Here is a 24,436-nt window from a genome sequence, read left to right as displayed (position 1 = left end):
CCGGCAGGTTCATGCGCCCGCCTCGCCTTTGGGCCTGAAGCCGCCGTCACCCATGCGCGGGCGCTGTGCTTCGGCTGCGCTCAGCGGTGGGCATTCCACCATGGTCGCCATGCAGCGTTGGCTCAGGCGCTGGTACTCGGCAGTGCCGCGCTGTTTCCAGCTCAACTCCTGCTCGGTCAACGGCCGCTTGACCTGCGCCGGCGCGCCCATCACCAGGCTCTGTTCGGGGCACTCGAAGCCCGCTTTGACAAAGGCCGTGGCGCCGACGATGCAGCGTGGCGCTATGTGCGCGCCGTCCATGACCACGGCATTCATGCCGACCAGCGCATCCTCACCCACGCGGCAGCCATGCAGCACCGCACCATGGCCGACATGGCCATTGCGCTCGATCACCGTGTCGCCGCCCGGGAAGCCATGCATGACGCAGGTGTCCTGCAGGTTCGCCCCTTCTTCCAGCACGATGCGCCCGAAATCGCCGCGCAAAGATGCCAGCGGGCCTACATAGCAGCGCGGGCCGACGATCACATCACCGATGAGTACTGCGCTCGGATGCACGTACGCAGTGGGGTCGACCACAGGGGTCAAGCCGTCGAGCCGATAGCAAGGCATATGTATTCTCCGTAATCCTGCATTAATCATTCATCATCGTGTATCGCAATAAAACGGCCTGATGATCCGGGCGTACGCCTTATGTCATCTATGATCAAGCGATACCTCTGTAACGACAAAAATATCACGAGATACACAAAAACACAATTGCTGTTGCATTGATGTATCAGATGATGCTTATACTGATTGCACCTGGGCAGGCCCCTGCTGCCCCTGCAGACAATTCCAATAAATGCCGGCCACCTGACGCGCCGTGCGAGCAGCCTGAGGACCCCGACATGCCTCGTTTCATCGATGTGCAGGCCCCTGAACACGGCGTTCGCCTGCTCACCCTGCAACGCCCGGAAGCGCTCAACGCCCTGTGCACCGAATTACTGGCAGAGCTTGCGGCAGCGCTCGCCGATGCGGATGCCGACCCACTCACCCGCGCCGTGGTCATCACCGGCAGCCGCAAGGCCTTCGCCGCCGGTGCCGATATCCGCGAAATGGCCGAGCGCGACCTGGTCGGCATCCTCAGTGACCCTCGCGTCGCCCACTGGCAACGCATAGCAGCCTTCGCCAAGCCCTTGATCGCGGCCGTCAACGGCTACGCCCTGGGTGGCGGCTGCGAGCTGGTGATGTGCGCCGACATCGTGATCGCCGGCGACGACGCCCGCTTCGGCCAGCCAGAGATCAACCTCGGGATCATGCCGGGCGCCGGTGGCACCCAGCGGTTGCTGCGTGCCGTTGGCAAGCCGCTGGCCATGCAGATGGTGCTGACCGGCGAGGCAATCACTGCCCGCCACGCCCTGCAGGCCGGCCTGATCAGCGAAATCACCCAGCCTGAACTGGCTGTCGAGCGTGCGCTGCAGGTCGCCCGCAGTATCGCCGCCAAGGCGCCGCTGGCGGTGCGCCTGGCCAAGGAGGCCCTGCTCAAGGCTGGCGACAGCGACCTGGCCAGCGGCCTGCGCTTCGAGCGCCATGCGTTCACCGTGCTGGCCGGCACTGCCGACCGTGACGAAGGCATTCGCGCCTTCCAGGAAAAACGCCCGGCGCAGTTCAAAGGCTGCTGAGCCGCCCCACTTCCCATCGACTGATCGAGCGAGTCCGTCATGACTTTCGAGCACATTGTGTTTTCCATCGAGGACGGTGTGGCCTTCCTCGCGCTGAACCGCCCTGAGCAGCTGAACAGTTTCAATACCCAGATGCACCTGGAAGTGCGCGAGGCCCTCAAGCTGGTACGCCAGAGCAGCACGGCGCGGGTCCTGCTGCTGACCGGCGAAGGCCGCGGCTTCTGCGCAGGCCAGGACCTGTCCGACCGCAACGTCGCGCCAGGCGCGGCAATGCCCGACCTGGGCGAGTCCATCGACAAGTTCTACAACCCGCTGGTGCGCACCCTGCGCGACCTGCCGCTGCCGGTCATCTGCGCCGTCAATGGCGTGGCCGCCGGTGCCGGCGCCAACATCCCGCTGGCCTGCGACCTGGTGCTGGCCGCCCGCTCGGCAAGCTTCATCCAGGCGTTCTGCAAGATCGGCCTGGTGCCGGACTCCGGCGGTACCTGGCTGCTGCCACGCCTGGTCGGCATGGCGCGAGCCAAAGCGCTGGCCATGCTCGGCGAACGCCTGAGCGCAGAACAGGCCGAGCGCTGGGGCCTGATCCACCGTGTGGTCGACGATGCCGAACTGCGCGACGAGGCCCTTGCCCTCGCCCGCCACCTGGCCAGCCAGCCGACCTACGGCCTGGCCCTGATCAAGCGCAGCCTCAACGTCAGCTTCGACAACGGCTTTGACCAGCAGCTTGAGCTTGAACGCGACCTGCAACGGCTGGCCGGGCGCAGCGAAGACTACCGTGAAGGCGTCAGCGCCTTCATGAACAAGCGCACTCCTGCATTCAAAGGGCGTTGACCATGAACGCACTCAGCAGCAACGCCCTGGTGGCGGTCATCGGCGCTGGCGCCATGGGGGCTGGTATTGCCCAGGTCGCCGCCCAGGCCGGTCACCCGGTAAAACTCTATGACAACCGCCCTGGCGCCGCCGCCCAGGCCGTAGACGGCATCGACCGCCAGCTCGCGCGCCTGGTGGAAAAAGGCAAACTGCTGCCAGGCGCACGTGAAGCAATTACCGCGCGCCTGCAGCCAGTCGAATCGATCGAAACCCTGGCCGATGCGAAGTTGGTGATCGAGGCCATCGTCGAGAACCTGTCGATCAAGCAGCAGTTGCTGCGGCAGCTGGAAGGCCTGTGCGGCCAGGACTGCATCCTCGCCAGCAACACCTCGTCGCTGTCGATCACCAGCCTCGCGGCAGGCCTGCAACGGCCACAACGGGTGGTCGGCATGCACTTCTTCAACCCGGCGCCGCTGATGGCACTGGTTGAGGTGGTTTCTGGCCTGGCAACCGAGCCCGGCATCGCCAGCACGCTCTATGACACCGCCAAAGCCTGGGGCAAGAAGCCTGTGCACACGCGCTCTACCCCCGGCTTCATCGTCAATCGCGTGGCCCGGCCGTTCTATGCCGAAAGCCTGCGGTTGCTGCAAGAAGGTGCCGCCGATTGCGCAACACTGGATGCGCTGCTGCGCGATGCTGGCGGCTTTCGCATGGGTGCATTCGAACTGACCGACCTGATCGGCCATGACGTCAACTACGCCGTTACCTGCTCGGTCTTCGAAGCGTTCTACGGTGACTTCCGCTTCCAGCCTTCACTGGTGCAAAAAGAGCTGGTGGATGCCGGGCGCCTGGGGCGCAAGAGTGGCCAAGGCTTCTATAGCTATGCCGATGGCGCAGAACGCCCGCCGGCAGCCGAGCTGCACAGCACGGCAAGCGCCGAATGCTGCGTGGTCGAAGGCCACCTGGGCGCCTTGCAGCCGTTGCTGGCGCGCTTGCGCGACAGCGGCCTGGCCATCACCGAACGGGCGGGCAACGGCCTGCTGCGCACCGGTGACGCCACCCTGGCCCTGTCCGACGGCCGCCTGGCCAGCCAGCGCGCCCGTGAGGATGGCCTGCGCAATCTGGTGCTGGTCGACCTCGCGCTGGATTACCAGGCCGCCACACGTATCGCCATCAGCTGGTCTGCCGACACCACTGCCCAGGCACGCGACCAGGCGGTGGCGCTGCTGCAGCGCGCCGGCCTGAAGGTGACCGCTATCGCCGACCTGCCCGGCCTGGTGGTGCTGCGCACCGTGGCCATGCTCGCCAACGAAGCTGCCGATGCGGTGTTGCAGGGCGTCGGCAGCGCGGCCGACATCGACCTGGCCATGTGCGCCGGGGTCAATTACCGGCGTGGCCCGCTGGCCTGGGCCGAGCAGCTGGGCGTCGATTACACCCTGCGCGTGCTGGAAAACCTGCAGGCCAGTTACGGCGAAAGCCGCTACCGGCCTTCCCTGCTGCTGCGGCGCAGCGTCGAACAAGGAGCGAACCTGCATGACTGACCTGCAACGTAATGCAGAGGAGCTGGCCCAGGCCTGTGCCGACGCGATGTACTCCCGCGACCAGGCCACCCAAGGCCTGGGCATCACCTTGCTCGATGTCGGCCCGGGTCGGGCGCGCCTGAGCATGCCGGTGCGCGCCGACATGCTGCAGGGCCACGGCACCTGCCATGGCGGTTTCCTGTTTGCCCTGGCCGACTCGGCCTTCGCCTTTGCCTGCAACAGCCACGACAAGGCCACGGTCGCCCAAGGCTGCAGCATCGACTATGTCGCCCCGGCGCTGGCTGGCGACCTGCTCAGCGCAGCCGCCACCGAGCTCAGCCGCAAAGGCCGCACCGGCCTGTACGACGTGCGTATCCAGAACCAGCGCGGCGAGCTGATTGCCCTGTTCCGCGGTAAATCCTACCAAGTGCGCGGCACCGTGCTCGCGCAGGAGACCCAAGATGACTGAAGCCAAGCCCCTCGATGCCCTGATCATCGATGCCGTGCGCACACCGATCGGCCGTTACGGCGGCGCCCTGAGCAGCGTGCGTGCCGACGACCTGGCCGCCGTGCCGATCAAGGCCCTGGTCGAGCGCCACCCGGAACTGGACTGGCAGGCCATCGACGACGTGATCCTCGGCTGCGCCAACCAGGCCGGTGAAGACAACCGTAACGTCGCGCGCATGGCTGGCCTGCTCGCCGGGCTGCCGATCAGTGTGCCGGGCACCACGATCAACCGCCTGTGCGGTTCGGGCCTGGATGCCATCGGCAATGCCGCCCGTGCCCTGCGTTGCGGCGAGGCCGGGCTGATGCTGGCCGGCGGCGTCGAGTCGATGTCGCGTGCACCGTTCGTCATGGGCAAGTCGGAGCAAGCGTTCGGCCGCAGCGCCGAGCTATTCGACACCACCATCGGCTGGCGTTTCGTCAACAAACTCATGAAGGGCGCCTACGGTATCCACTCGATGCCGGAAACGGCAGAGAACGTCGCTGAACAGTACGGCATCTCCCGCGCCGATCAGGACGCCTTTGCCTTGCGCAGCCAGCACAAGGCAGCGGCGGCACAGGCCAATGGCCGCCTGGCACGGGAGATCGTGCCGGTGGAAATCGCCCAGCGCAAAGGCCCGGCCCTGCGGGTCGAGCAGGACGAACACCCGCGCGCCGAAACCACCCTGGATCAGTTGGCCAGGCTCGGCACGCCGTTCCGCCAGGGCGGCAGCGTCACTGCCGGCAATGCCTCCGGCGTCAACGACGGCGCCTGTGCCCTGTTGCTTGCCAGCAGCGATGCCGCCCGCCGCCACGGCCTCAAGGCCCGTGGCCGGATCGTCGGCATGGCGGTTGCCGGGGTCGAGCCACGCATCATGGGCATCGGCCCGGTGCCGGCAACCCGCAAGGTGCTGGAACTGACCGGCCTGGCACTGGCCGACATGGACGTCATCGAACTGAACGAAGCCTTCGCCGCGCAGGGGCTTGCGGTACTGCGCGAGCTGGGCCTGGCCGACGACGACCCGCGGGTCAACCCCAACGGCGGTGCCATCGCCCTGGGCCACCCGCTGGGCATGAGCGGCGCACGGCTGGTTACCACTGCCCTGCACGAGCTGGAGCAAACCCATGGCCGCTACGCCCTGTGCACCATGTGCATCGGCGTTGGCCAAGGCATTGCGATGGTCATAGAACGCCTCTGAGCGGTTCAGACCATCGGCTTGTTACCGAACGCGACGCCGCCAGTTATGCTGCGTCCATGACACTCACGGTAAGCTGCTTGGCCAACGCCTGCGGCCGACGTACAAGAACAATTCGAGTGAAGCCATGAACATGTACCATGATGCCGATCGTGCCCTGCTGGACCCGATGGAAACCGCCAGTATCGACGCCCTGCGCCAGCACCAGCTGGAGCGGCTGCGCTGGAGCCTGAAGCACGCCTATGCCAACGTGCCGCTGTACCGCAAGCGTTTCGACGAGTGCGGCGCCCACCCTGACGACCTGAAATCCCTCGACGACCTGGCGAAGTTCCCCTTCACCGGCAAGAACGACCTGCGCGACAACTACCCCTATGGCATGTTTGCCGTGCCCCAGGAAGAGGTGGTGCGCCTGCATGCATCAAGCGGCACCACCGGCAAGCCGACTGTGGTCGGTTACACCCAGAATGACATCGACACCTGGGCCAACGTGGTTGCCCGCTCTATCCGCGCCGCCGGCGGGCGCAAGGGCGACAAGGTGCATGTGTCCTACGGCTATGGCCTGTTCACCGGCGGCCTGGGCGCCCACTACGGTGCCGAACGCCTGGGCTGCACGGTCATCCCCATGTCCGGCGGCCAGACCGAGAAGCAGGTGCAACTGATCCGCGACTTCCAGCCCGACATCATCATGGTCACGCCTTCGTACATGCTCAACCTCGCCGACGAGATCGAGCGCCAGGGCATCGACCCGCATGACCTGAAGCTGCGCCTGGGCATCTTCGGTGCCGAGCCCTGGACCGACGAGCTGCGGCGCTCCATCGAGCAACGCCTGGGGATCGATGCCCTGGACATCTATGGCCTGTCCGAGATCATGGGCCCGGGCGTGGCCATGGAGTGCATCGAGACCAAGGATGGCCCGACCATCTGGGAGGACCACTTCTACCCTGAAATCATCGACCCGGTGACCGGCGCGGTGCTGCCAGACGGGCAGCTCGGCGAGCTGGTGTTCACCTCGCTGAGCAAGGAGGCACTGCCGATGGTGCGCTACCGCACCCGCGACCTCACCCGCCTGCTGCCGGGCACGGCGCGGCCCATGCGGCGCATCGGCAAGATCACCGGGCGCAGTGACGACATGCTGATCATCCGCGGGGTGAACGTGTTCCCGACGCAGATCGAGGAGCAGGTGCTGAAAATAAAACAGCTTTCAGAGCTTTATGAGATTCATCTGTATCGCAATGGCAACCTGGACAGCGTCGAGGTGCATGTGGAATTGCGTGCGGAGTGCCAGCACCTCGATGACTCGCAGCGCAAGCTGGTTATCGGGGAGCTGAGCAAGCAGATCAAGACCTACATCGGCATCAGCACCCAGGTGCACCTACAGCCTTGCGGCACGCTGAAGCGTTCCGAAGGCAAGGCTTGCCATGTGTTCGACAAACGGTTGGCCAGCTGAGTCATCGGCTGCCTTTGTGCCCCGGCATGGTCCGGGGCTTTTTTTTGCCTGCGAGATTGCCGGGGGCGCTTTGCGCCCCTTTCGCGACGCAAGGCCGCTCCTACAAGCGACCGCATTCCCCCCTGTAGGAGCGGCCTTGCGTCGCGAAAGGGCTGCACAGCAGCCCCCATGGCCAGCAAAGCGATACACAAATCTTATTTGATACACATAAAACTGTTTGACGTTATGTTTTGTATCGCTTACAAATGACTCATGCCTTAGCAGGAGTCGGAACATGTACGCACAGCTAGTGGAAACCGGAGTCAAGCGCGTCAAGGCGCTGGAAGAGATGTCGCCCGAAGAGCGCAACTTCCAGGAGAAGATCGACGCCGAAATCAAGATCGAAGCCAAGAACTGGATGCCCGAGGCCTACCGCCAGACCCTCATCCGGCAGATCTCCCAGCACGCCCATTCGGAAATCGTCGGCATGCTGCCCGAAGGCAACTGGGTCACCCGCGCCCCCAGCCTCAAGCGCAAGCTGCAGCTGATGGCCAAGATCCAGGACGAAGCCGGCCACGGCCTGTACCTGTACAGCGCCATGGAAACCCTCGGCGCCGACCGCGACGAAGAAATCGCCAAGCTGCACAGCGGCAAGGCCAAGTATTCGAGCATCTTCAACTACCCGACCCTGAGCTGGGCCGACATGGGTGCAGTGGGCTGGCTGGTCGATGGCGCCGCCATCGTCAACCAGGTGGTACTGCAGCGCACCTCGTATGGCCCCTACTCCCGCGCCATGATCCGTATCTGCAAGGAAGAGAGCTTCCACCAGCGCCAAGGCTACGAGCTGCTGCTGACCATGATGCGCGAGGGCACCCAGGCGCAGAAGGACATGGTCCAGGACGCCATCAACCGCCTCTGGTGGCCGGCGCTGATGATGTTCGGCCCAAGCGACGAGCATTCCCCCAACAGCGCCCAGTCGATGGCCTGGAAGATCAAGCGCCAGACCAACGACGAGCTGCGCCAGCGCTTCATCGACCAGACCGTGCCCCAGCTCGAGCTGCTCGGCTGCACCGCCCCCGACCCGCACCTGAAGTGGAATGCCGAGCGCGGCCACTACGACTTCGGCGAGATCCAGTGGGACGAGTTCTACGAAGTGATCAAGGGCAACGGCCCGTGCAACCAGGAACGCGTCGCCACCCGGCGCAAGGCCATCGAGGATGGCGCCTGGGTGCGCGAAGCAGCCGTGGCCTATGCACGCAAGCAACAGAACAAGAACGCCGCCTGAGCGGCGATTGATGCGGAGATCGAAAATGTCTGTCTGGACCCTGTACGAAGTGTTCGTGCGCAGCAAGCACGGCCTTAACCACAAGCATGTCGGCAGCGTGCATGCCGCCGACGCCGCCATGGCCATCGAGAACGCCCGCGAGCTGTACACCCGGCGCAGCGAAGGTGTGAGCCTGTGGGTGGTGCCATCGGCACTGATCACCGCCTCCTCGCCTGACGAGAAAGACCCGCTGTTCGCCCCTTCGGACGACAAGGTCTACCGCCATGCCAGCTTCTACGAACTGCCCGACGAAGTCGGGCACATGTGAGGTAGGCCATGCACAAGCACGATCTGATCCCGTATTTGCTGCTGCTCGGCGACAGCGCCCTGATCCAGGGCCAGCGCCTGTGCGAGTGGTGCGGCCACGCGCCGGCCATTGAAGAAGAGCTGGCCCTGATGAACGTCGGCCTCGACCTGGTAGGCCAGGCGCGCAACTGGCTGGAATACGCCGCCGAGTTGCTCGACGACGGCCGCGACGCCGATGCCCTGGCGTTTCGCCGCGACGAGCGCGCGTTCCGCAACCTGCTGCTGGTCGAGCAGCCCAATGGCGACTTCGCCGTGACCATGGCCAAGCAGTTTCTCTACGACGCCTGGCACTACGCCGTGTTGCAGGGCCTGGTCGAATCGCGTGATGAGCGCATCGCAGGGATTGCCGCCAAGGCCCTGAAAGAAGTGACCTATCACCTGCGCCGTTCCGGCGAGTGGGTACAGCGCCTGGGTGGCGGCACCGAAGAAAGCCGCCGGCGCATGCTCGACGCGATCCCGACCCTGTGGCGCTTCACCGTCGAGCTCAGCGCCGGCAGCGACAATGAAGTGCAACTGGCCCAGGCGGGCATCGCCGCCGACCCGGCCACGGTGGGTGCGGCCTGGCTGAAGCAGGTGAGCGCGATCTTCGACTCGGTCGAACTGCCGCTGCCCAAGGCCGCCAGCCACTTTTACCTGAGCGGCCGCCAAGGCCTGCACACCGAGCACCTGGGCCTGCTGCTGGCCGAGATGCAGTTCCTGCCAAGGGCCTACCCCGATGCAACCTGGTGAGCTGATTGCCGGCGACCGCGGCGCCCGCGCACAGCAAAGCCACGACCTGGCGCGTGCCTGGGAGGTGCTTGGCCAGGTCATGGACCCGGAAGTGCCCGTGGTCAGCGTGGTCGACTTAGGGATAGTGCGCGACCTGGGCTGGCGTGCCGGCCACCTGCACCTTGTAGTCACGCCGACCTACTCCGGCTGCCCGGCCACCGAGGTGATAGAGGGTGACATTCGCCAGGCGCTGGAACTGGCCGGGTTCGCCGCCCCGGACCTGGAGCGCAGGCTGACCCCGGCCTGGAGCACCGACTGGATCAGCGAACTGGGCCGCGACCGCCTGCGCGCCTATGGCATCGCCCCACCGCAAGGCAGCGCCAGCAAGCGCAGCCTGCTCGGCGAAGCCCCACAAGTGTGCTGCCCGCAATGCGGCAGCCGCCAAACCGAATTGCTCAGCCAGTTCGGCTCCACGGCCTGCAAGGCGCTGTATCGCTGCCGCGAATGCCTGGAGCCGTTCGACTACTTCAAATGCATTTGAGCCGTGGAGACCACCATGAGCCAGTTTCACAGCCTGACCATCAAGCAAGTGCGCAACGAAACCCGTGACGCTGTTTCAATCGCCTTCGAGGTGCCGGCAGACCTGCAAGAGGCCTTCCGTTTCACCCAGGGCCAGTACCTGGTGATGCGCACCCAGCTGGACGACGAAGAAGTCCGCCGCTCCTACTCCATCTGCAGTGCCGTGCAGGATGGCGAGCTGCGGGTGGCCGTCAAGCGCGTGCCCGGCGGGCGCTTCTCGGCCTTTGCCAACGAGGTGCTCAAGGCCGGCCAGCAGCTGGAAGTGATGCCGCCATCGGGCAGCTTCTTCGTGCCGCTGGACCCGGCACGTAAGGGCAACTACCTGGGTGTGGCCGCCGGCAGCGGCATCACGCCGATCCTGTCGATCATCGCCACCACCCTGGCCAGCGAACCCCACAGCCGTTTCACCCTGCTGTACGGCAACCGCTCCAGTTCCGGGGCGCTGTTCCGCGACAAGCTCGAAGACCTGAAGAACCGTTACCTGGACCGCCTCAACCTGATTTTCGTGTTCAGCCGCGAGCAGCAGGATGTCGACCTGTACAACGGCCGCATCGACGCCGACAAGTGCGGCCAGTTGTTCTCGCGCTGGATGGACGTGCCCAGCCTCGATGCCGCGTTCATCTGCGGCCCCCAGGCGATGACCGAGACCGTGCGCGACAGCCTGCAGGCCAACGGCATGGCCAAGGACCGCATCCACTTCGAACTGTTCGCCGCCGCCGGCAACGAAGCCCGTCGCGAAGCCCGCGAGGCCGCACGCCAGGTGGATTCGGCGCTCAGCCATATCACCGTGATCAGCGACGGCCGCGCGCTGAGCTTCGACCTGCCGCGCAACACCCAGAACGTGCTGGATGCCGGTAACGCCATCGGTGCCGAACTGCCCTACTCGTGCAAGGCCGGCGTGTGTTCGACCTGCAAGTGCCGGGTGGTCGAGGGCGAGGTGGAGATGGACAGCAACCATGCCCTGGAGGACTACGAAGTGGCGGCCGGGTATGTGCTGTCGTGCCAGACCTACCCGGTGAGCGACAAGGTGGTGCTCGACTTCGACCAGCTCTGAATGTGAGAGCGGCCTTTGTGGGAGAGGCCTTATGTGGGTGTGGCCTTTTGTGGGTGTGGCCTTTTGTGGGTGTGGCCTTTTGTGGGTGTGGCCTTTTGTGGGAGCGGCCTTGCGTCGCGAAAGGGCCGCAGCGCGGCCCCAGGATCTCGGCTCTGATCGCAAATCGCCGGGGCTGCTGCGCAGCCCTTTCGCGACGCAAGGCCGCTCCCACAAAAGGCCACTCCCACAAAAAAGCCACTCCCATAAAAAGGCTGCTGCCACAAAAAGGCCGCTTCCACAAGACATCGCAATGCAACACCCGCGTGACCTCAAGAAAACAATTACAAGACAAAAGAGATCGCTTGCCATGACCCCGGAACACATCGAAAGCATCAGCAACCACCCCGATTTCCAGCATCTGGTGCGGCGCAAGCGCCGCCTCAATGGCAGCCTGACCCTGGCAATGCTGGTGATCTACTACGGCTTCGTCCTGCTGGTGGCGTTCTCGCCGAACACCCTCGGCCAGTCCCTGAGCGGTGGCGTGACCACCGTCGGCATGCTGGTTGGTGTACTGATGGTGCTGCTGTCCTTCGCCCTCACCGGCATCTACGTGCACCGCGCCAACAACGTGCTCGACCCGCTCAACGACAAGGTCAAGCAGGAGTGCGCGCAATGAACTGGACTGCCATCTCGATGTTCATGGTGTTCGTCTGTTTCACCTTGCTGGTGACCCGCTGGGCAGCCCTGCGCACCCGCTCGGCCAGTGACTTCTATACCGCCGGCGGCGGCCTGACCGGCATGCAGAACGGCCTGGCGATTGCCGGGGACATGATCAGTGCCGCGTCGTTCCTCGGCATCTCGGCAATGATGTTCATGAATGGCTACGACGGCCTGTTGTATGCCCTGGGCATACTGGCTGGCTGGCCGATCATCCTGTTCCTGATTGCCGAGCGCCTGCGCAACCTGGGCAAGTACACCTTCGCCGACGTGGTCTCGTACCGCCTGGCGCAGACCCCCGTGCGCCTGAGTTCGGCCTTTGGCACCTTGGTCGTGGCGCTGATGTACCTGGTGGCGCAGATGGTCGGCGCCGGCAAACTGATCGAGCTGCTGTTCGGCATCAGCTACCTGTATGCAGTGATGCTGGTCGGTGTGCTGATGGTCGCCTACGTTACCTTCGGCGGCATGCTGGCCACTACCTGGGTGCAGATCATCAAGGCAGTGATGCTGCTGTCCGGCACCAGCTTCATGGCCTTCATGGTGCTCAAGCATTTTGGTTTCAGCACTGAAGCGATGTTCGCCAGCGCCGTAGCCGTGCATGCCAAGGGCCAGGCGATCATGGCCCCGGGCGGCCTGCTGTCGAACCCGGTGGATGCAATTTCGCTGGGTCTGGGCATGATGTTCGGCACCGCCGGCCTGCCGCATATCCTGATGCGTTTCTTCACCGTCAGCGACGCCAAGGAAGCACGCAAGAGTGTGTTCTACGCCACTGGCTTCATCGGCTACTTCTACCTGCTGCTGATCGTCATCGGCTTCGGCGCCATCGTCTTGGTCGGTACCGAGCCTGCGTACCGCGACGCGGCCGGTGCAATCATCGGTGGCGGCAACATGGTCGCCGTGCACCTGGCCCAGGCCGTGGGCGGCAACCTGTTCCTCGGCTTCATCTCTGCCGTGGCCTTCGCCACCATCCTTGCGGTGGTGGCTGGCCTTGCGTTGTCCGGTGCCTCTGCAGTGTCCCACGACCTGTATGCCTGCGTGGTACGCAAGGGCCAGGCCACCGAGCAGGAAGAAATGCGCGTGTCGCGTATCGCCACCCTGGTGATCGGCCTGCTTGCCGTGGTGCTGGGCCTGGTGTTCGAGTCGCAGAACATCGCCTTCCTGTCCGGCCTGGTGCTGGCCGTGGCGGCCTCGGTCAACTTCCCGGTGCTGCTGCTTTCGATGTTCTGGAAGGGCCTGACCACCCGCGGCGCGGTGTGCGGCAGCATGGCCGGGCTGGTGTCGGCAGTGTTGCTGGTGGTGCTCGGCCCTGCCGTGTGGGTCAACGTGCTGCACAACCCGACTGCGCTGTTCCCCTACAGCAACCCGGCGTTGTTCTCGATGAGCCTGGCATTCCTCTGCGCCTGGGGGTTTTCGGTCAGCGACAGCTCGGAGCGTGCCAAGCAGGAACGCGGCCGTTACCTGGCGCAGTTCATCCGCTCCATGACCGGTATCGGCGCCGCAGGCGCCAGCAAGCACTGATCTTTGACTATGTCGGGTATAACAACAATGAACCGCATGCACCTGAAATCGGCCGCCTGGTTGGCCACCCTCGCCCTGCCATTACCGGCCCTGGCGGACTTCATCGACGACAGCCATGCACGCCTTGAGCTGCGCAACCACTACATCAACCGCGATTTCCGCCAGAGCAACGCCCCCCAGGCCAAGGCCGAGGAATGGGCCCAGGGTTTCACCGCGAAAGTGGAGTCGGGCTTCACCGGGGGCATGGTCGGCTTCGGCCTCGATGCCATGGGCCAGCTGGGCGTCAAGCTCGATTCCAGCCGTGACCGGCGCAACACTGGCCTGCTGCCGTTCGGCCCGGTCAGCCATGAACCGGTCGATGACTACAGCGAACTGGGCCTGACCGGCAAGGTGCGTATGTCCAAGAGCACCCTGCGCCTGGGCACCCTGCAGCCGATCCTGCCGGTGGTGGTGTACAACGACACCCGCCTGTTGGCCTCGACCTTCCAGGGCGGCCAGCTGACCAGCCAGGACATCGACGGCCTGACCTTCAACGCCGGGCGCCTGAGCAAGGTCAACCTGCGCGATTCGTCCGGCCGCGACGACATGGGCTACGGCGCCGCCACCAGCGACCACCTCGACTTCGGCGGTGGCAGCTACGCACTCACCCCGCAGACCAGCGTCAGCTACTACTACGCCAAGCTGCAAGACATCTATCGCCAGCAGTTCGTCGGCCTGGTCGACACCCGCCCGCTGGGCGAAGGCCTGAGCCTGCGCAGCGACCTGCGCTACTTCGACAGCCGCAACGACGGCGCCGAGCGTGCTGGCAACATCGACAACCGCAACTTCAACGCCATGTTCACCCTCGGGGTGCGGGCCCACAAGTTCACCGCCACCTGGCAGCAAATGTCCGGCGACAGTGCCTTCCCGTTCGTCAATGGCGGCGACCCGTTCACCGTCAACCTGGTGACCTACAACACCTTCACCCGCGCCGGCCTGGACTCCTGGCAGTTGCGCTACGACTACGACTTCGTCGCCATGGGCATCCCCGGCCTGAGTTTCATGACCCGCTACACCGATGGCCGCCACGCCGAAACCGCCACCGTCAGCAATGGCCGTGAGCGCGAACGTGACACCGACCTCACCTACGTCATCCAGAGCGGCCCGTTCAAGGACGTCAGCCTGCGCTGGCGCAATGTCACCTTCCGTTCCGGCAATGGCCTGACCAATGCCGTGGACGAAAACCGCCTGATCATCGGCTACACCCTGGCGCTGTGGTAACAGCGCCCCTCCCAACCTTAGAACAGCATGGAGAACAGCATGTCTGACGCCCCAACCCTGCAGAGCTTCATCGCTGGCCGCTGGATCGGCCAACACGGCGCCCAGGCCCTGCGCAGCGCCCTGGACGGTCACGTCCTGGCCTACAGCCACGAAGAACGCCCGGATTTCGCCGAGGCCGTGGACTTTGCCCGCGGGCATGGCCTGGCCCAGCTGATGGCCATGGACTTCCAGCAACGCGCCCAGCGCCTCAAGGCCCTGGCCCTGTACCTGGCCGAGCGCAAGGAACAGCTCTACGCGCTGTCGCACCACAGCGGCGCCACCCGCGCCGACAGCTGGATCGACATCGAGGGCGGCAATGCCACGCTGTTCAGCTACGCCGGCATCGGCAGCCGTGAGCTGCCCTCGGGCAACCTGGTGCACGAAGGCCCCGCGATCCCGCTGGGCAAGCAGGGCCACTTTGCCGGCAGCCATATCCTGGTACCGCGTGCCGGTGTCGCCGTGCACATCAATGCGTTCAACTTCCCGATCTGGGGCATGCTCGAGAAGTTCGCGCCGACCTTCCTGGCCGGCATGCCGTGCATCGTCAAGCCGGCCACCTCGACCAGCTACCTGACCGAAGCCGTGGTGCGCCTGATGAACGATTCCGGCTTGCTGCCCGCTGGCAGCCTGCAGCTGGTGATCGGCAGCACCGGCGACCTGCTCGACCGCCTGCAGGGCCAGGACGTGGTGACCTTCACCGGCTCTGCCGACACTGCCGCGAAACTGCGCGTCACGCCCAACCTGATTCGCAACTCGGTACCCTTCACCGCCGAGGCCGACTCGCTCAACTGCGCCATCCTCGGCCCGGATGTGAGCCCGGACAGCGAAGAGTTCGAGCTGTACATCAAGGAAGTGGCGCGGGAAATGACCACCAAGGCGGGGCAAAAATGCACCGCCATCCGCCGCGCAATCGTCCCGGCCAAGCACATCGATGCGGTGGCCACCCGCCTGCGCGAGCGCCTGAGCAAGGTGGTGGTCGGTGATCCGTCGGTAGAAGGCGTGCGCATGGGGGCCCTGGCCTCGCATGAGCAGCAGCGTGACGTTGGCGAGCGCGTGCGCAGCCTGCTGCAGAGCTGCGACCAGCTGTTCGGCGCCAGCGATGGCTTTGCCCCGCGCGGTGAAGGCGTGGCCGAAGGCGCGTTCTTCGCCCCGACCCTGCTGCTGGCACGCGACCCACATGCCGAGGGCGGTGCCCATGACATCGAGGCGTTCGGCCCGGTCAGCACGCTGATGGCCTATGACGACCTGGATGAAGCCCTGGCCCTGGCCGCGCGCGGCAAAGGCAGCCTGGTGGCGACCCTGGTTACCGCCGACCGCGCCGTTGCTGCCAAGGCCATCCCGGTGGCCGCCGCCTGGCACGGGCGCCTGCTGGTGCTCGACAGTGAAGCCGCCAAGGAATCCACCGGCCACGGCTCGCCGCTGCCGCAGCTCAAGCACGGCGGCCCTGGCCGCGCCGGGGGTGGCGAGGAGCTGGGTGGCCTGCGTGCGGTCAAGCATTACCTGCAGCGTGCTGCGGTGCAGGGCTCGCCGAGCATGCTGACAGCCGTCACCGGCGAATACGTGCGCGGTGCCGAAGTGATCGAGACCGAGGTTCACCCGTTCCGCCGTTACTTCGACGACCTGCGCATTGGTGAGTCGCTGCTGACCCACCGTCGCACCGTGACCGAAGCCGACCTGGTCAACTTCGGCTGCTTGTCGGGTGACCACTTCTACATGCACTTCGACGAAATCGCGGCCAAGGAGTCGCAGTTCGGCAAGCGCATCGCCCATGGCTACTTCGTGCTCTCCGCCGCCGCCGGTCTGTTCGTCTCGCCAGGCGCCGGGCCGGTGCTGGCCAACTACGGGCTGGATACCCTGCGCTTCATCAACCCGGTAGGGATCGGCGACACGATCCAGGCGCGGCTGACCTGCAAGCGCAAGATCGACCAGGGCAAGACCAGCCCGCTGGGGCAACCGCAAGGCGTGGTGGCCTGGGATGTGGAAGTGACCAACCAGCTTGGTGAACTGGTGGCCAGCTATGACATTCTGACCCTGGTCCTGAAAAACCCCTGACATACACGGTCGCTGTGGGAGCGGCCTTGTGTCGCGAAAGGGCCGCGCAGCGGCCCCGGCAATCTATGACCAGAGCATAGATCCTGGGGCCGCTGCGCGGCCCTTTCGCGACACAAGGCCGCTCCCACAAGGCAGTACTACAGGCACATAGCCACCTCGTACATCCGCCCTAATGCCCTGCCCGCTCCTCGGCGCTATAGTCCGGCCATCCGCCACACCCCACGCCAAGGAAGCCACCTGCCATGAAACCCGCCAAGCTGCTGCTGAGCGCCGCCGTCCTGTTCACCGTCGCCGGTTGCCAGACCATCAACCCGTCCGACCAAACCCTCAAGGAACGCGCCGAGTTCGCCCTCAATACCCCGGTCAGCAAGGTCGCCAATGTGCGTAGCGACAGCACCATCACCTACTACACCGCCACCACCGCCAAGGGCGAATACAACTGCCAAATCCCCAGCGGCGCCATCGTCGCGGTCGGCGGCATGGGCCTGTACCAGCCGACACCGTCCTGCCTGAAGGAAGGCCAGGCGATCATCCTGCAGTGATGCCGCCTCTGCCCTCGGCGTCACGCTCTGGCGCCGCCGGCACCTCACGCAAGGTCCGCAGGGCCGCGCGCAATTCCGCCGGGCGCACCGGCTTGGACAAGATGGCGATATTGCGCCCTTGCACGATTGCCTGAATCTTCTCAAGGTCATGCCCGGTCATGATCAACGCCGGCACCTCCCAGCCCCGCTGCGCCCGCAGGCTGTCGATGCAATCGACACCGGTGGCCTCCTGGCCCAGGTCGTAGTCGGCAACGATCACGTCACACTCGCAGGTCAACCCCAGTGGCGAAGCCTGTGCTTGCACTTCACAACCCCAGCGCTGCAGCAGCGCCGAGGTGGCGCGTAGAACGTTATGGTCATCTTCCACCAGGCACACCCTCAGGCCGCCGAGCAGCGCGCCTTGCACCACCTGCTGTTCGCTGCTGCGGGCCAGCGGTTGCGCCGCCAGGCGCGGCAAGCCTTGCAGGCTCACCGCCGTGCCATGCCCCAGGTGCGAACGCAGCTGTACCTGCAGCCCCATCAAATGCCCCAGGCGCTTGACGATAGACAGGCCCAGGCCAACCCCTTCGACATCCTTGTCACGCACCTGGCGCACCCGGTAGAACTCCTCAAAGACCAAGCCCTGATGCGCCTCGTCGATCCCCCGCCCTTGGTCATAGACCACGATGGCCAGCGCTGCTCCGTGACGCCGCACGCCGATCAGCAACGGCCGCTGGGCGGCGTACTTGAAGCTGTTGGAGAGCACGTTCTGCACCATGGTCGCGAGCATGCCGCGGTCGGCGCGGGTCCAGTGAACGCAAGGGCGCAGGCGCATCTCGACGCCAGCCCAGCGTGCGGCCTCGGCGTTCTGGCGCAGCAGCTCGGCGAGAAACTCCTGCAAGGCAAAGGCCTCGTACTTCGGTTGCACCCTGCCATTGTCCAGGGTGTACAGGTCAAGGATCGAGCGGAACAGCTGCGACACGTTGAGCAGCGAGCGGTCGATGCTGTCCACCAGGCGCCGCTCTTGCTCGGCCAGCGGCGCTTCACGCAGGCAGGCGGTGAACAGGCCAATGGAGTGGATCGGTTGGCGCAGGTCGTGGCTGGCCTGGGCCAGAAAGCGCGACTTCTCCTGGGTGGCGGCCATCGCCAGCTCCGAGGCCTTGCGGGTGCGCTCCAGCAACATATGGGCGTACAGCGGGATGACCGTACTGGTAGTAAGCAGCATCAACACCATGAACGGGTTGGCCTGCCAGTAAGGGTTGAGCTGGTACACCGCCACCAGCGCGGTCAACGCCAGCACGGTAGCGATGGCCAGGTAGCGGGTGCCGAAGCGCATGCCGTTGCCAAGGTTGACCCAGACCATCACCGCATACAGCGGCAGCGCCGCTTCGCCGCCGAGCACCAGGCCGAAGCAGGTGCCGGTATAGTCGTGCACGATGCCCAGCACCCGCCGCCACGGGTAATGCCCCGGCCAACGGGCGATGGCCTGGCGCAGGCCGATCGACAGCACGATGAAGCTGATGATGTAGTAGATCACCGGCAGGTAGCTGTCGATCGATTCGCCCGGCAGAAAACCCAGCACGGTGATGTAGACCAGCGCGCAACTGGCGACGATGACGCGCAGGTTGGCCTGGTCGAGTTCGTTGTTCTTGTTGTAGTCCATGGTCGACGTCCTTGTGCACGGGGTCGCATAAACGCCTTCTTGGCGCAGCGCTCGCCGTTTTCGCCTGCTAAGTTAGCATGGTCGGGAAAACCGCTGTTCACAGGGAGTGCCAGGACGTGACGTGCCGCATAATCGTGGCGGACGACCATCCGCTGTTCAGAGAAGCGATGGTCCGTACCGTGCAGCGGGTATTGCCACAGGCGCAGCTCGAAGAAGCCGGCGACCTGCAGCAGGTGCTGACGCTGGCCCGCCAGGGCGAGGCGCCGGACACGCTGATTCTCGATCTGCGCTTTCCGGGGCTCGATTGCCTGGAACGGCTGACCGAACTGCGTCAGCTATTGCGCCGTACTACCCTGATCATCGTGTCGATGGTCGACGACCCGGCACTGATCGAGCATGTCATGGCCAGCGGCGTCGATGGTTTCATCGGCAAGAGCATCGCACCCGATGAACTCGGCGCGGCGATCCTGGCCATCCGTGAGGGCGAGGTGCTGGTGAAGTACAGCCCTTCGGGATTGTTGCCGAGCCTGGGCAGCGCCAGCGAGCTGGAACAGCTCACTCACCGCCAGCACGAGGTGCTGCGCCTGATCGCCCAAGGCAAGACCAACAAGGAGATCGCCCGCGCGCTGGACATCTCGCCCTTCACCGTGCGCATCCACGTGTCGTCGCTGCTCAAGGCGCTCAACGTCACATCGCGCACGGCCGCTGCGGTCAAGTACAGCGGTACCTGACGCTTCAGCTGGTTACACTGGAATCGCTTACCGCCTGGCTGGGCTTGCTGCCCGACAACCGCCAGCTCACCGCGGTTATGCCATAGCGCTCAGCCATTGGCCGGCTCACTTTCTTGATCTTCTCTCGCCCGAACTTCGGGATGATACCGATGCCTGCATCACAACTCGCCCAGTGCCAAGCTTCGGCATTATCGATTTTCTCGAGCCGGATGATGAAGCTGCGTGGCTGGCCATGCAGCAGGTAATCGATAATGTACAGCTGGGGACTCGGCATCACGCGGCCCTCCTCTTCTCCATGGATGACTATTTCATTGAGTGATGCCGTCCGGGAAAGATTCAAAAAAATTGTCGAACAATTCAAAGGAATGCAGTTTGTGTGTGCAGGCATGCGGCCCGCCAGCCACGCCAGCGGGCCTCGGCAACGCCGCTACTGCTGATGCTGGCGGCCTCCGCCGTGGCTGTTCTGCCCGCCCTTGCGGCCAGCTTCCGATGCCCGTTGCCGGTCGTTGGCGAAGTTGCCGCCTGACGCCTGGCCACCTTTGTGGCCTGCGCGGGAGGCGCGTTCGCGGTCATTGGCGAAGTTGCCAGGGTTGGTTTCCTTGGTGCCGCCACGTTGTCCAGTCCGTTGTTGATCACCAGCCATGTCGTTTCTCCTTGCGATGCGGATGGGTTGGGCGCATGAAAACGGTGCATGCCCTAGTTCCGAACAGGCAATGGGCGGGTCTGCTCAATCCAATTACGGCCAACTGACCGGTGGCGCGAAAGGCCCGCAGGGCAAAAGCTTGCGCGCTGCACATTGCCCGGCACGGGCGGCACTCAGGCGTGCACGCTCCACTGGTTGCTTTCAGCCTCGATCGGCATTTCATCGATGGCGTGAATCATCCCGCTGTCCAGCGCTTCCTTGGGACCCAGTATCCGCGGGTAGGCCATCAGGTAGCGCGGCACATCCAGTACTTCGCTGCTGCCTTCGGTACGTTCGGCGACAATCTGCGCATACAGGCGCAAGTCGTAGTCCAGGCTCATGGCGTATTCGGCCATGCGCGCATGGTCCACCGAGCCGTGCAGCGTCCAGTGGAACGGGTGGAACAGGAATTTGCTGTAGCTGCACGCCGTACGGTGCTCGCCTGCCAGAAACAGGATATTGCCCATGGACTCCACGGTGCCAAGGTTATGGGTGTGCACGCTGATCGGCAGGGCCCGCAGGAAGTTGTACAGGGTGAACCCATAGCTGCATTCGCCGCCCATGGTGGCGATGTTCAGCTGCAGCAGGTCGGCGCCCTGCTGAATCGCGCGTGAGCAGGTGTTGATCAGGTTGCCGCAGGTGGATGAGTTGATCGGCCCGGTAAAGTGGATGATATGTCTGGCCATGCTTGCCTCCAGTCGTGGCAGGTCATTCCTTGGTTTTCTGCCTGTCGTCGCCGCGCTCGGCCATTTGCTGGTACTGCTTGCGCAGGGCGTGCAGCTCGGCCGGGTCCATGTCTTCCAGGTCGAGCAAGGCCTTGTGCGCTTTCTTGGTGGTGCGCAGCAATTCGTCGATCTTGATATGCAGCTCGTCATTGTCGCGGTTCTGCGTGTTCTGGATCAGAAACACCATCAGGAAGGTGATGATGGTGGTCGAGGTATTGATCACCAGTTGCCAGGTGTCGTTGAAATCGAACAGCGGCCCGGTGATGCCCCAGACCAGAATCAACAGGAAGGCGGCACCGAATGCGAGCGGTCGCCCGGTCCAGTTGGCCAACCACTGACAAAAACGATCGAACTTCATGCCGGCGGTCTCCTGCGCTGCATATCCCGCTATGCGGTGGAATCACTGGCGCCGACAAAGTTCAACTCAGCGCAGCAATGCTGCCTTCGATCTTATGCACTGAACCCTCGCAGCCCTGCTCGGGTCGCTATCCAGAGTGACATTCAGCGGAGCAGGCGATGAGGGCAACAGCGTGAGTGATATCCGCATGGGCTTTACCCAGTGGCCGCACGGCACTACCGACAAGGTGAACGCGGTGCACCGCCTGAACGTGCTGACCATCAACGTGCACAAGGGCTTTACCCTGTTCAACCGGCGCTTCATCCTCCCCGAGCTGCGTGAAGCGGTGCGCAGCACCCATGCCGACCTGGTGTTCCTCCAGGAAGTGCACGGCAGCCACCAGCAGCACGCCGTGCGCCACCCGGCGTGGCCAGAAACGCCGCAGTACGAGTTCCTTGCCGACAGCATGTGGCCGCAGTTCGCCTATGGCCGCAACGCGGTGTACCCCCACGGCGATCACGGCAACGCCCTGCTGTCGAAATTCCCGATCGCGCAGTACGAAAACCTCGACGTGTCGATCCACGGCAACGAGCAGCGTGGCCTGCTGCATTGCCGCCTGGAAGTGCCAGGGCATGAGCAGGTTCACGCGATCTGCGTGCACCTGGGGCTGCGTGAAGCCCACCGGCAAAGCCAGGTACAGCTGCTGCTTGAGCTGCTCGACAGCCTTCCGGCAGAGGCACCGGTCATCATCGCCGGCGACTTCAATGACTGGCGGTTGAAGGCCGATGCGGTGCTCTCCCGGCGCCTGGTCGAGGCCTTCGGCGAGCATTTCGGCAGCCCCGCGCGCAGCTTTCCGGCCCGCCTGCCGCTGCTGCGTCTGGACCGTATCTACCTGCGCAATGCCATGCCGGCCAAGGCCCAGGTACTGTCGATGTATCCCTGGTCGCACCTGTCCGACCATGCCCCACTGGCTGCGGAGATCGACCTGTGAACAGACCTTGGGTAGACGGTAACCGTGTCGAACTGCTGATCAATGGCGAGCAGTATTACCCGCGGGTGTTCGCAGCCATGGCCCAGGCGCAGCAAGAGATCCTGCTGGAAACCTTTATCATTTTCGACGACAAGGTCGGCCAGCAATTGCGCTGTGTGCTGATCGATGCCGCCAGGCGCGGCGTACGGGTGGAGGTCGCAGTGGACGGCTACGGCACCGCTGACCTGCCCGATGGCTTCGTCTCGGGGCTGACCGATGCCGGGGTCAGCTTCCATGCCTTCGACCCGCAACCCAGGCTGGCCGGGATGCGCACCAACCTGTTCCGGCGCCTGCACCGCAAGATCGTGGTGATCGATGGCGAGCGGGCCTTTATCGGCGGGATCAACTACAGCGCTGACCACCTGGGTGATTTCGGCCCCATGGCCAAGCAGGACTATGCCGTGGAGGTGACTGGGCCGGTAGTGGCGCAGGTACATGCTGCCAGCCGCCGGCTGATGGCCCCGGTGCTGGAGCCACCCAGCGAGATACGGCCCGTGACCGCAGCCACGGGTACCAGCACCGCGGTGCTGGTGGAGCGCGACAACCGGCTGCGCCGTACCGATATCGAAGCCCACTACCTGCTGGCCCTGCGCTCGGCGCGCCAGCGCGTGGTGGTGGCCAACGCCTATTTCTTCCCGGGTTACCGGCTGTTGCGTGAGTTGCGCAACGCGGCGCGCCGCGGCGTCGAAGTTACCCTGATCCTCCAGGGCCAGCCAGACATGCGCTGGGTGCGCGCCCTGTCGCGCCTGCTCTACAACTACCTGCTGCGCGATGGCGTGCGGATCCACGAGTATTGCCAGCGGCCGCTGCACGGCAAGGTGGCGCTGGTCGATGACGAGTGGGCCACGGTCGGCTCCAGCAACCTCGACCCCCTGAGCCTGTCGTTCAACCTGGAAGCCAACCTGTTCATTCGTGACCCGGCATTCAACCAGCACCTGTACGAGCACCTGCAGGCGCTGGCAACCGAGCAATGCAAACCGGTGACGCTGGCACGGATGATCCGCGGCTATTGGTGGCGTGCACCGCTGATCTTCGTGTGCTTCCACGTCATCCGGCACTTCCCGCGGATCGCCGGCTGGTTTCCCGCACACCGCCAGCGCTTGCATTCGCTGCAGCCGCAGGTCGAGGCCCAAGGCGACCTGCATGAGGGCAACACCTGATGGCGCAGAAACCTTGGCAGACCTGGGGCAAGCGGCTGTTCACCGTGGCGTTTCTGATCCTCATACCGGTGTTGCTGTACGTTCTGGCACGCAACCTGGACTGGAACGAGGTGCGCCAGTCGCTGCTGGCCTACAAACCAGGCACGCTGGCCATCGGCCTGGCCCTGGCGCTGTGCAGCTACCTGATCTTCGCCAGTTACGACCTGCTGGCCCGGGCTTACACCGGCCACCACCTGCCCGCCCGGCAAGTGCTGCCGGTGGCATTCGTGTGTTATGCCTTCAACCTCAACTTCACCACCTGGGTGGGAGGCGTTGCCTTGCGTTATCGCCTGTACGGCCGCCTTGGCCTGGATACGCCGACCATCACCCGTATCCTCACCCTGGGCCTGCTGACCAACTGGATGGGCTACATGCTGCTGGCCGGCAGCGTGTTTGCCCTGGGCCTGGTCGAGTTGCCGACCAGCTGGGCGGTCGGTGCCACCGGGCTGCGGCTGATCGGCGTGCTGTTGCTGGCGATCGCAATCGGCTATCTGCTGGCTTGTGGCCTGGCGAAAAAGCGCACCTGGCGCTGGCGCGAGCACGAAGTCACCCTGCCCTCGCTGCGCCTGGCCCTGTGCCAGGTGGCGTTAGGCGCAAGCAACTGGGCGATGATGGCCTTGCTGATTTTCTGGCTGTTGCCTGGCCAGGCGTTCTACCCGTCGATTCTTGGCATCCTGCTGATCAGCTGTGTGGCGGGGGTGGTCGCCCATATTCCCGCAGGGCTCGGTGTGCTCGAAGCGGTGTTCCTCGCCCTGCTTCACGGGCAGCTTGGCCAAGGCACGCTGGTAGCGGCGTTGCTGGGCTACCGGACGTTGTATTACCTGGTACCACTGGTCATTGCCGTACTGACTTACCTGTTGCTGGAGAAGCGCGCCAAGGCCATGCGCCAGCGCGACAAACCGGTATGAGCAATTGT

General features: G+C 64.6%; 25 protein-coding genes and 1 pseudogene. 20 read left to right on the top strand and 6 right to left on the bottom strand.

Going from position 1 to position 24,436, the window contains the following annotated elements; all coding sequences use genetic code 11:
* Positions 1 to 9: 9 nt before the first annotated feature.
* Positions 10 to 609, bottom strand: a complete 600-nt coding sequence (paaY, locus tag BUQ73_RS12110) for a phenylacetic acid degradation protein PaaY (RefSeq protein WP_027917350.1) — start codon at positions 607 to 609, stop codon at positions 10 to 12.
* Positions 610 to 887: 278 nt separating this feature from the next.
* On the opposite strand from paaY, the gene paaF reads away from it, so the two are divergent.
* The 16 genes and pseudogenes from paaF (at position 888) to BUQ73_RS12030 (ending at position 17,174) form a co-directional block, all read left to right on the top strand.
* On the top strand, positions 888 to 1,661 hold the full coding sequence (paaF, locus tag BUQ73_RS12105; RefSeq protein WP_079228137.1) for a 2,3-dehydroadipyl-CoA hydratase PaaF: 774 nt from the start codon (positions 888 to 890) through the stop codon (positions 1,659 to 1,661).
* A gap of 39 nt (positions 1,662 to 1,700) precedes the next feature.
* Positions 1,701 to 2,492: a 2-(1,2-epoxy-1,2-dihydrophenyl)acetyl-CoA isomerase PaaG gene (paaG, locus tag BUQ73_RS12100; protein WP_079228136.1), complete on the top strand. Its 792-nt coding sequence runs from the start codon at positions 1,701 to 1,703 to the stop codon at positions 2,490 to 2,492.
* A 2-nt stretch (positions 2,493 to 2,494) separates the two neighbouring features.
* A complete protein-coding gene (paaH, locus tag BUQ73_RS12095; protein WP_079228135.1) occupies positions 2,495 to 4,012 on the top strand; it encodes a 3-hydroxyacyl-CoA dehydrogenase PaaH in 1,518 nt (505 codons plus the stop codon).
* Positions 4,005 to 4,460: a hydroxyphenylacetyl-CoA thioesterase PaaI gene (gene paaI, locus BUQ73_RS12090; RefSeq protein ID WP_079228134.1), complete on the top strand. Its 456-nt coding sequence runs from the start codon at positions 4,005 to 4,007 to the stop codon at positions 4,458 to 4,460. The genes paaH and paaI overlap by 8 nt, the downstream gene beginning before the upstream one ends.
* On the top strand, positions 4,453 to 5,673 hold the full coding sequence (pcaF, locus tag BUQ73_RS12085; protein WP_079228133.1) for a 3-oxoadipyl-CoA thiolase: 1,221 nt from the start codon (positions 4,453 to 4,455) through the stop codon (positions 5,671 to 5,673). The genes paaI and pcaF overlap by 8 nt, the downstream gene beginning before the upstream one ends.
* Positions 5,674 to 5,797: 124 nt before the next feature.
* Complete coding sequence (paaK, locus tag BUQ73_RS12080; RefSeq protein ID WP_079228132.1) at positions 5,798 to 7,117, top strand: phenylacetate--CoA ligase PaaK; 1,320 nt, start codon at positions 5,798 to 5,800, stop codon at positions 7,115 to 7,117.
* A gap of 274 nt (positions 7,118 to 7,391) precedes the next feature.
* On the top strand, positions 7,392 to 8,381 hold the full coding sequence (gene paaA, locus BUQ73_RS12075) for a 1,2-phenylacetyl-CoA epoxidase subunit PaaA (RefSeq protein ID WP_079228131.1): 990 nt from the start codon (positions 7,392 to 7,394) through the stop codon (positions 8,379 to 8,381).
* Positions 8,382 to 8,406: 25 nt separating this feature from the next.
* Entirely contained in the window at positions 8,407 to 8,688 is a 282-nt protein-coding gene (gene paaB, locus BUQ73_RS12070; protein WP_004374528.1) for a 1,2-phenylacetyl-CoA epoxidase subunit PaaB, read from the top strand.
* A gap of 8 nt (positions 8,689 to 8,696) precedes the next feature.
* Positions 8,697 to 9,455, top strand: a complete 759-nt coding sequence (gene paaC / locus BUQ73_RS12065) for a 1,2-phenylacetyl-CoA epoxidase subunit PaaC (RefSeq protein WP_027917358.1) — start codon at positions 8,697 to 8,699, stop codon at positions 9,453 to 9,455.
* On the top strand, positions 9,442 to 9,975 hold the full coding sequence (paaD, locus tag BUQ73_RS12060; protein ID WP_079228130.1) for a 1,2-phenylacetyl-CoA epoxidase subunit PaaD: 534 nt from the start codon (positions 9,442 to 9,444) through the stop codon (positions 9,973 to 9,975). Before paaC ends, paaD begins: the two co-directional genes overlap by 14 nt.
* Before the next feature lie 15 nt (positions 9,976 to 9,990).
* Entirely contained in the window at positions 9,991 to 11,067 is a 1,077-nt protein-coding gene (gene paaE, locus BUQ73_RS12055; RefSeq protein WP_079228129.1) for a 1,2-phenylacetyl-CoA epoxidase subunit PaaE, read from the top strand.
* 346 nt (positions 11,068 to 11,413) lie between these two features.
* Entirely contained in the window at positions 11,414 to 11,722 is a 309-nt protein-coding gene (locus tag BUQ73_RS12050) for a DUF485 domain-containing protein (protein WP_027917361.1), read from the top strand.
* Positions 11,713 to 13,281: pseudogene (locus tag BUQ73_RS12045) on the top strand (cation acetate symporter); the annotation flags it as partial. The gene BUQ73_RS12050 and the pseudogene BUQ73_RS12045, both read left to right, overlap by 10 nt.
* 27 nt (positions 13,282 to 13,308) lie before the next feature.
* A complete protein-coding gene (locus BUQ73_RS12040; protein ID WP_079228127.1) occupies positions 13,309 to 14,541 on the top strand; it encodes an OprD family porin in 1,233 nt (410 codons plus the stop codon).
* A 39-nt stretch (positions 14,542 to 14,580) separates the two neighbouring features.
* On the top strand, positions 14,581 to 16,632 hold the full coding sequence (paaZ, locus tag BUQ73_RS12035) for a phenylacetic acid degradation bifunctional protein PaaZ (RefSeq protein WP_079228126.1): 2,052 nt from the start codon (positions 14,581 to 14,583) through the stop codon (positions 16,630 to 16,632).
* Positions 16,633 to 16,874: 242 nt separating this feature from the next.
* Complete coding sequence (locus tag BUQ73_RS12030) at positions 16,875 to 17,174, top strand: hypothetical protein (RefSeq protein WP_079228125.1); 300 nt, start codon at positions 16,875 to 16,877, stop codon at positions 17,172 to 17,174.
* Here the strand turns inward: BUQ73_RS12030 and BUQ73_RS12025 are convergent.
* Positions 17,161 to 18,816 carry a hybrid sensor histidine kinase/response regulator gene (locus BUQ73_RS12025; RefSeq protein ID WP_079228124.1) on the bottom strand — a complete coding sequence of 552 codons (1,656 nt, stop codon included), beginning with the start codon at positions 18,814 to 18,816 and terminating at the stop codon, positions 17,161 to 17,163. The genes BUQ73_RS12030 and BUQ73_RS12025 overlap by 14 nt on opposite strands.
* 116 nt (positions 18,817 to 18,932) lie before the next feature.
* Between BUQ73_RS12025 and BUQ73_RS12020 the strand changes: the two genes are divergently transcribed.
* Positions 18,933 to 19,547, top strand: a complete 615-nt coding sequence (locus tag BUQ73_RS12020) for a LuxR C-terminal-related transcriptional regulator (RefSeq protein ID WP_079228123.1) — start codon at positions 18,933 to 18,935, stop codon at positions 19,545 to 19,547.
* A 4-nt stretch (positions 19,548 to 19,551) separates the two neighbouring features.
* Here the strand turns inward: BUQ73_RS12020 and BUQ73_RS12015 are convergent, their stop codons facing one another.
* The 4 genes from BUQ73_RS12015 to BUQ73_RS12000 all read right to left on the bottom strand — a co-directional run bounded on the left by BUQ73_RS12015 (position 19,552) and on the right by BUQ73_RS12000 (position 21,312).
* Positions 19,552 to 19,821, bottom strand: a complete 270-nt coding sequence (locus BUQ73_RS12015; RefSeq protein WP_079228122.1) for a DUF6555 family protein — start codon at positions 19,819 to 19,821, stop codon at positions 19,552 to 19,554.
* A 153-nt stretch (positions 19,822 to 19,974) separates the two neighbouring features.
* Positions 19,975 to 20,190, bottom strand: a complete 216-nt coding sequence (locus BUQ73_RS12010) for a general stress protein (RefSeq protein WP_079228121.1) — start codon at positions 20,188 to 20,190, stop codon at positions 19,975 to 19,977.
* Positions 20,191 to 20,363: 173 nt separating this feature from the next.
* Entirely contained in the window at positions 20,364 to 20,915 is a 552-nt protein-coding gene (locus tag BUQ73_RS12005) for an ATP-dependent Clp protease proteolytic subunit (protein ID WP_079228120.1), read from the bottom strand.
* Positions 20,916 to 20,937: 22 nt separating this feature from the next.
* The gene (locus tag BUQ73_RS12000) at positions 20,938 to 21,312 is read right to left on the bottom strand and encodes a low affinity iron permease family protein (RefSeq protein ID WP_079228119.1); all 375 of its coding nucleotides are present in this window, start codon (positions 21,310 to 21,312) and stop codon (positions 20,938 to 20,940) included.
* Positions 21,313 to 21,499: 187 nt separating this feature from the next.
* Between BUQ73_RS12000 and BUQ73_RS11995 the strand changes: the two genes are divergently transcribed.
* The 3 genes from BUQ73_RS11995 to BUQ73_RS11985 are packed head-to-tail and all read left to right on the top strand — an operon-like array spanning position 21,500 to position 24,428.
* Entirely contained in the window at positions 21,500 to 22,282 is a 783-nt protein-coding gene (locus BUQ73_RS11995; RefSeq protein ID WP_079228118.1) for an endonuclease/exonuclease/phosphatase family protein, read from the top strand.
* On the top strand, positions 22,279 to 23,481 hold the full coding sequence (gene clsB / locus BUQ73_RS11990) for a cardiolipin synthase ClsB (RefSeq protein WP_079228117.1): 1,203 nt from the start codon (positions 22,279 to 22,281) through the stop codon (positions 23,479 to 23,481). The genes BUQ73_RS11995 and clsB overlap by 4 nt, the downstream gene beginning before the upstream one ends.
* A complete protein-coding gene (locus tag BUQ73_RS11985) occupies positions 23,481 to 24,428 on the top strand; it encodes a lysylphosphatidylglycerol synthase domain-containing protein (protein ID WP_079228116.1) in 948 nt (315 codons plus the stop codon). The genes clsB and BUQ73_RS11985 overlap by 1 nt, the downstream gene beginning before the upstream one ends.
* Positions 24,429 to 24,436: the final 8 nt, after the last annotated feature.

This window comes from Pseudomonas putida (assembly GCF_002025705.1).
In the GTDB taxonomy this organism is placed as follows: domain Bacteria; phylum Pseudomonadota; class Gammaproteobacteria; order Pseudomonadales; family Pseudomonadaceae; genus Aquipseudomonas; species Aquipseudomonas putida_J.
Note: the sequence above shows the minus strand (reverse complement) of the source record. Positions and strands in the feature narration are given on the sequence as shown.

Excerpts from the sequence above, each read along its gene's own strand:
- paaY (WP_027917350.1), bottom strand. The coding sequence starts at position 609 with ATGCCTTGCTATCGGCTCGACGGCTTGACCCCTGTGGTCGACCCCACT.
- paaF (WP_079228137.1), top strand. The coding sequence starts at position 888 with ATGCCTCGTTTCATCGATGTGCAGGCCCCTGAACACGGCGTTCGCCTG.
- paaG (WP_079228136.1), top strand. The coding sequence starts at position 1,701 with ATGACTTTCGAGCACATTGTGTTTTCCATCGAGGACGGTGTGGCCTTC.
- paaH (WP_079228135.1), top strand. The coding sequence starts at position 2,495 with ATGAACGCACTCAGCAGCAACGCCCTGGTGGCGGTCATCGGCGCTGGC.
- paaI (WP_079228134.1), top strand. The coding sequence starts at position 4,005 with ATGACTGACCTGCAACGTAATGCAGAGGAGCTGGCCCAGGCCTGTGCC.
- pcaF (WP_079228133.1), top strand. The coding sequence starts at position 4,453 with ATGACTGAAGCCAAGCCCCTCGATGCCCTGATCATCGATGCCGTGCGC.
- paaK (WP_079228132.1), top strand. The coding sequence starts at position 5,798 with ATGAACATGTACCATGATGCCGATCGTGCCCTGCTGGACCCGATGGAA.
- paaA (WP_079228131.1), top strand. The coding sequence starts at position 7,392 with ATGTACGCACAGCTAGTGGAAACCGGAGTCAAGCGCGTCAAGGCGCTG.
- paaB (WP_004374528.1), top strand. The coding sequence starts at position 8,407 with ATGTCTGTCTGGACCCTGTACGAAGTGTTCGTGCGCAGCAAGCACGGC.
- paaC (WP_027917358.1), top strand. The coding sequence starts at position 8,697 with ATGCACAAGCACGATCTGATCCCGTATTTGCTGCTGCTCGGCGACAGC.
- paaD (WP_079228130.1), top strand. The coding sequence starts at position 9,442 with ATGCAACCTGGTGAGCTGATTGCCGGCGACCGCGGCGCCCGCGCACAG.
- paaE (WP_079228129.1), top strand. The coding sequence starts at position 9,991 with ATGAGCCAGTTTCACAGCCTGACCATCAAGCAAGTGCGCAACGAAACC.
- BUQ73_RS12050 (WP_027917361.1), top strand. The coding sequence starts at position 11,414 with ATGACCCCGGAACACATCGAAAGCATCAGCAACCACCCCGATTTCCAG.
- BUQ73_RS12040 (WP_079228127.1), top strand. The coding sequence starts at position 13,309 with ATGAACCGCATGCACCTGAAATCGGCCGCCTGGTTGGCCACCCTCGCC.
- paaZ (WP_079228126.1), top strand. The coding sequence starts at position 14,581 with ATGTCTGACGCCCCAACCCTGCAGAGCTTCATCGCTGGCCGCTGGATC.
- BUQ73_RS12030 (WP_079228125.1), top strand. The coding sequence starts at position 16,875 with ATGAAACCCGCCAAGCTGCTGCTGAGCGCCGCCGTCCTGTTCACCGTC.
- BUQ73_RS12025 (WP_079228124.1), bottom strand. The coding sequence starts at position 18,816 with ATGGACTACAACAAGAACAACGAACTCGACCAGGCCAACCTGCGCGTC.
- BUQ73_RS12015 (WP_079228122.1), bottom strand. The coding sequence starts at position 19,821 with ATGCCGAGTCCCCAGCTGTACATTATCGATTACCTGCTGCATGGCCAG.
- BUQ73_RS12010 (WP_079228121.1), bottom strand. The coding sequence starts at position 20,190 with ATGGCTGGTGATCAACAACGGACTGGACAACGTGGCGGCACCAAGGAA.
- BUQ73_RS12005 (WP_079228120.1), bottom strand. The coding sequence starts at position 20,915 with ATGGCCAGACATATCATCCACTTTACCGGGCCGATCAACTCATCCACC.
- BUQ73_RS12000 (WP_079228119.1), bottom strand. The coding sequence starts at position 21,312 with ATGAAGTTCGATCGTTTTTGTCAGTGGTTGGCCAACTGGACCGGGCGA.
- BUQ73_RS11995 (WP_079228118.1), top strand. The coding sequence starts at position 21,500 with ATGGGCTTTACCCAGTGGCCGCACGGCACTACCGACAAGGTGAACGCG.
- BUQ73_RS11985 (WP_079228116.1), top strand. The coding sequence starts at position 23,481 with ATGGCGCAGAAACCTTGGCAGACCTGGGGCAAGCGGCTGTTCACCGTG.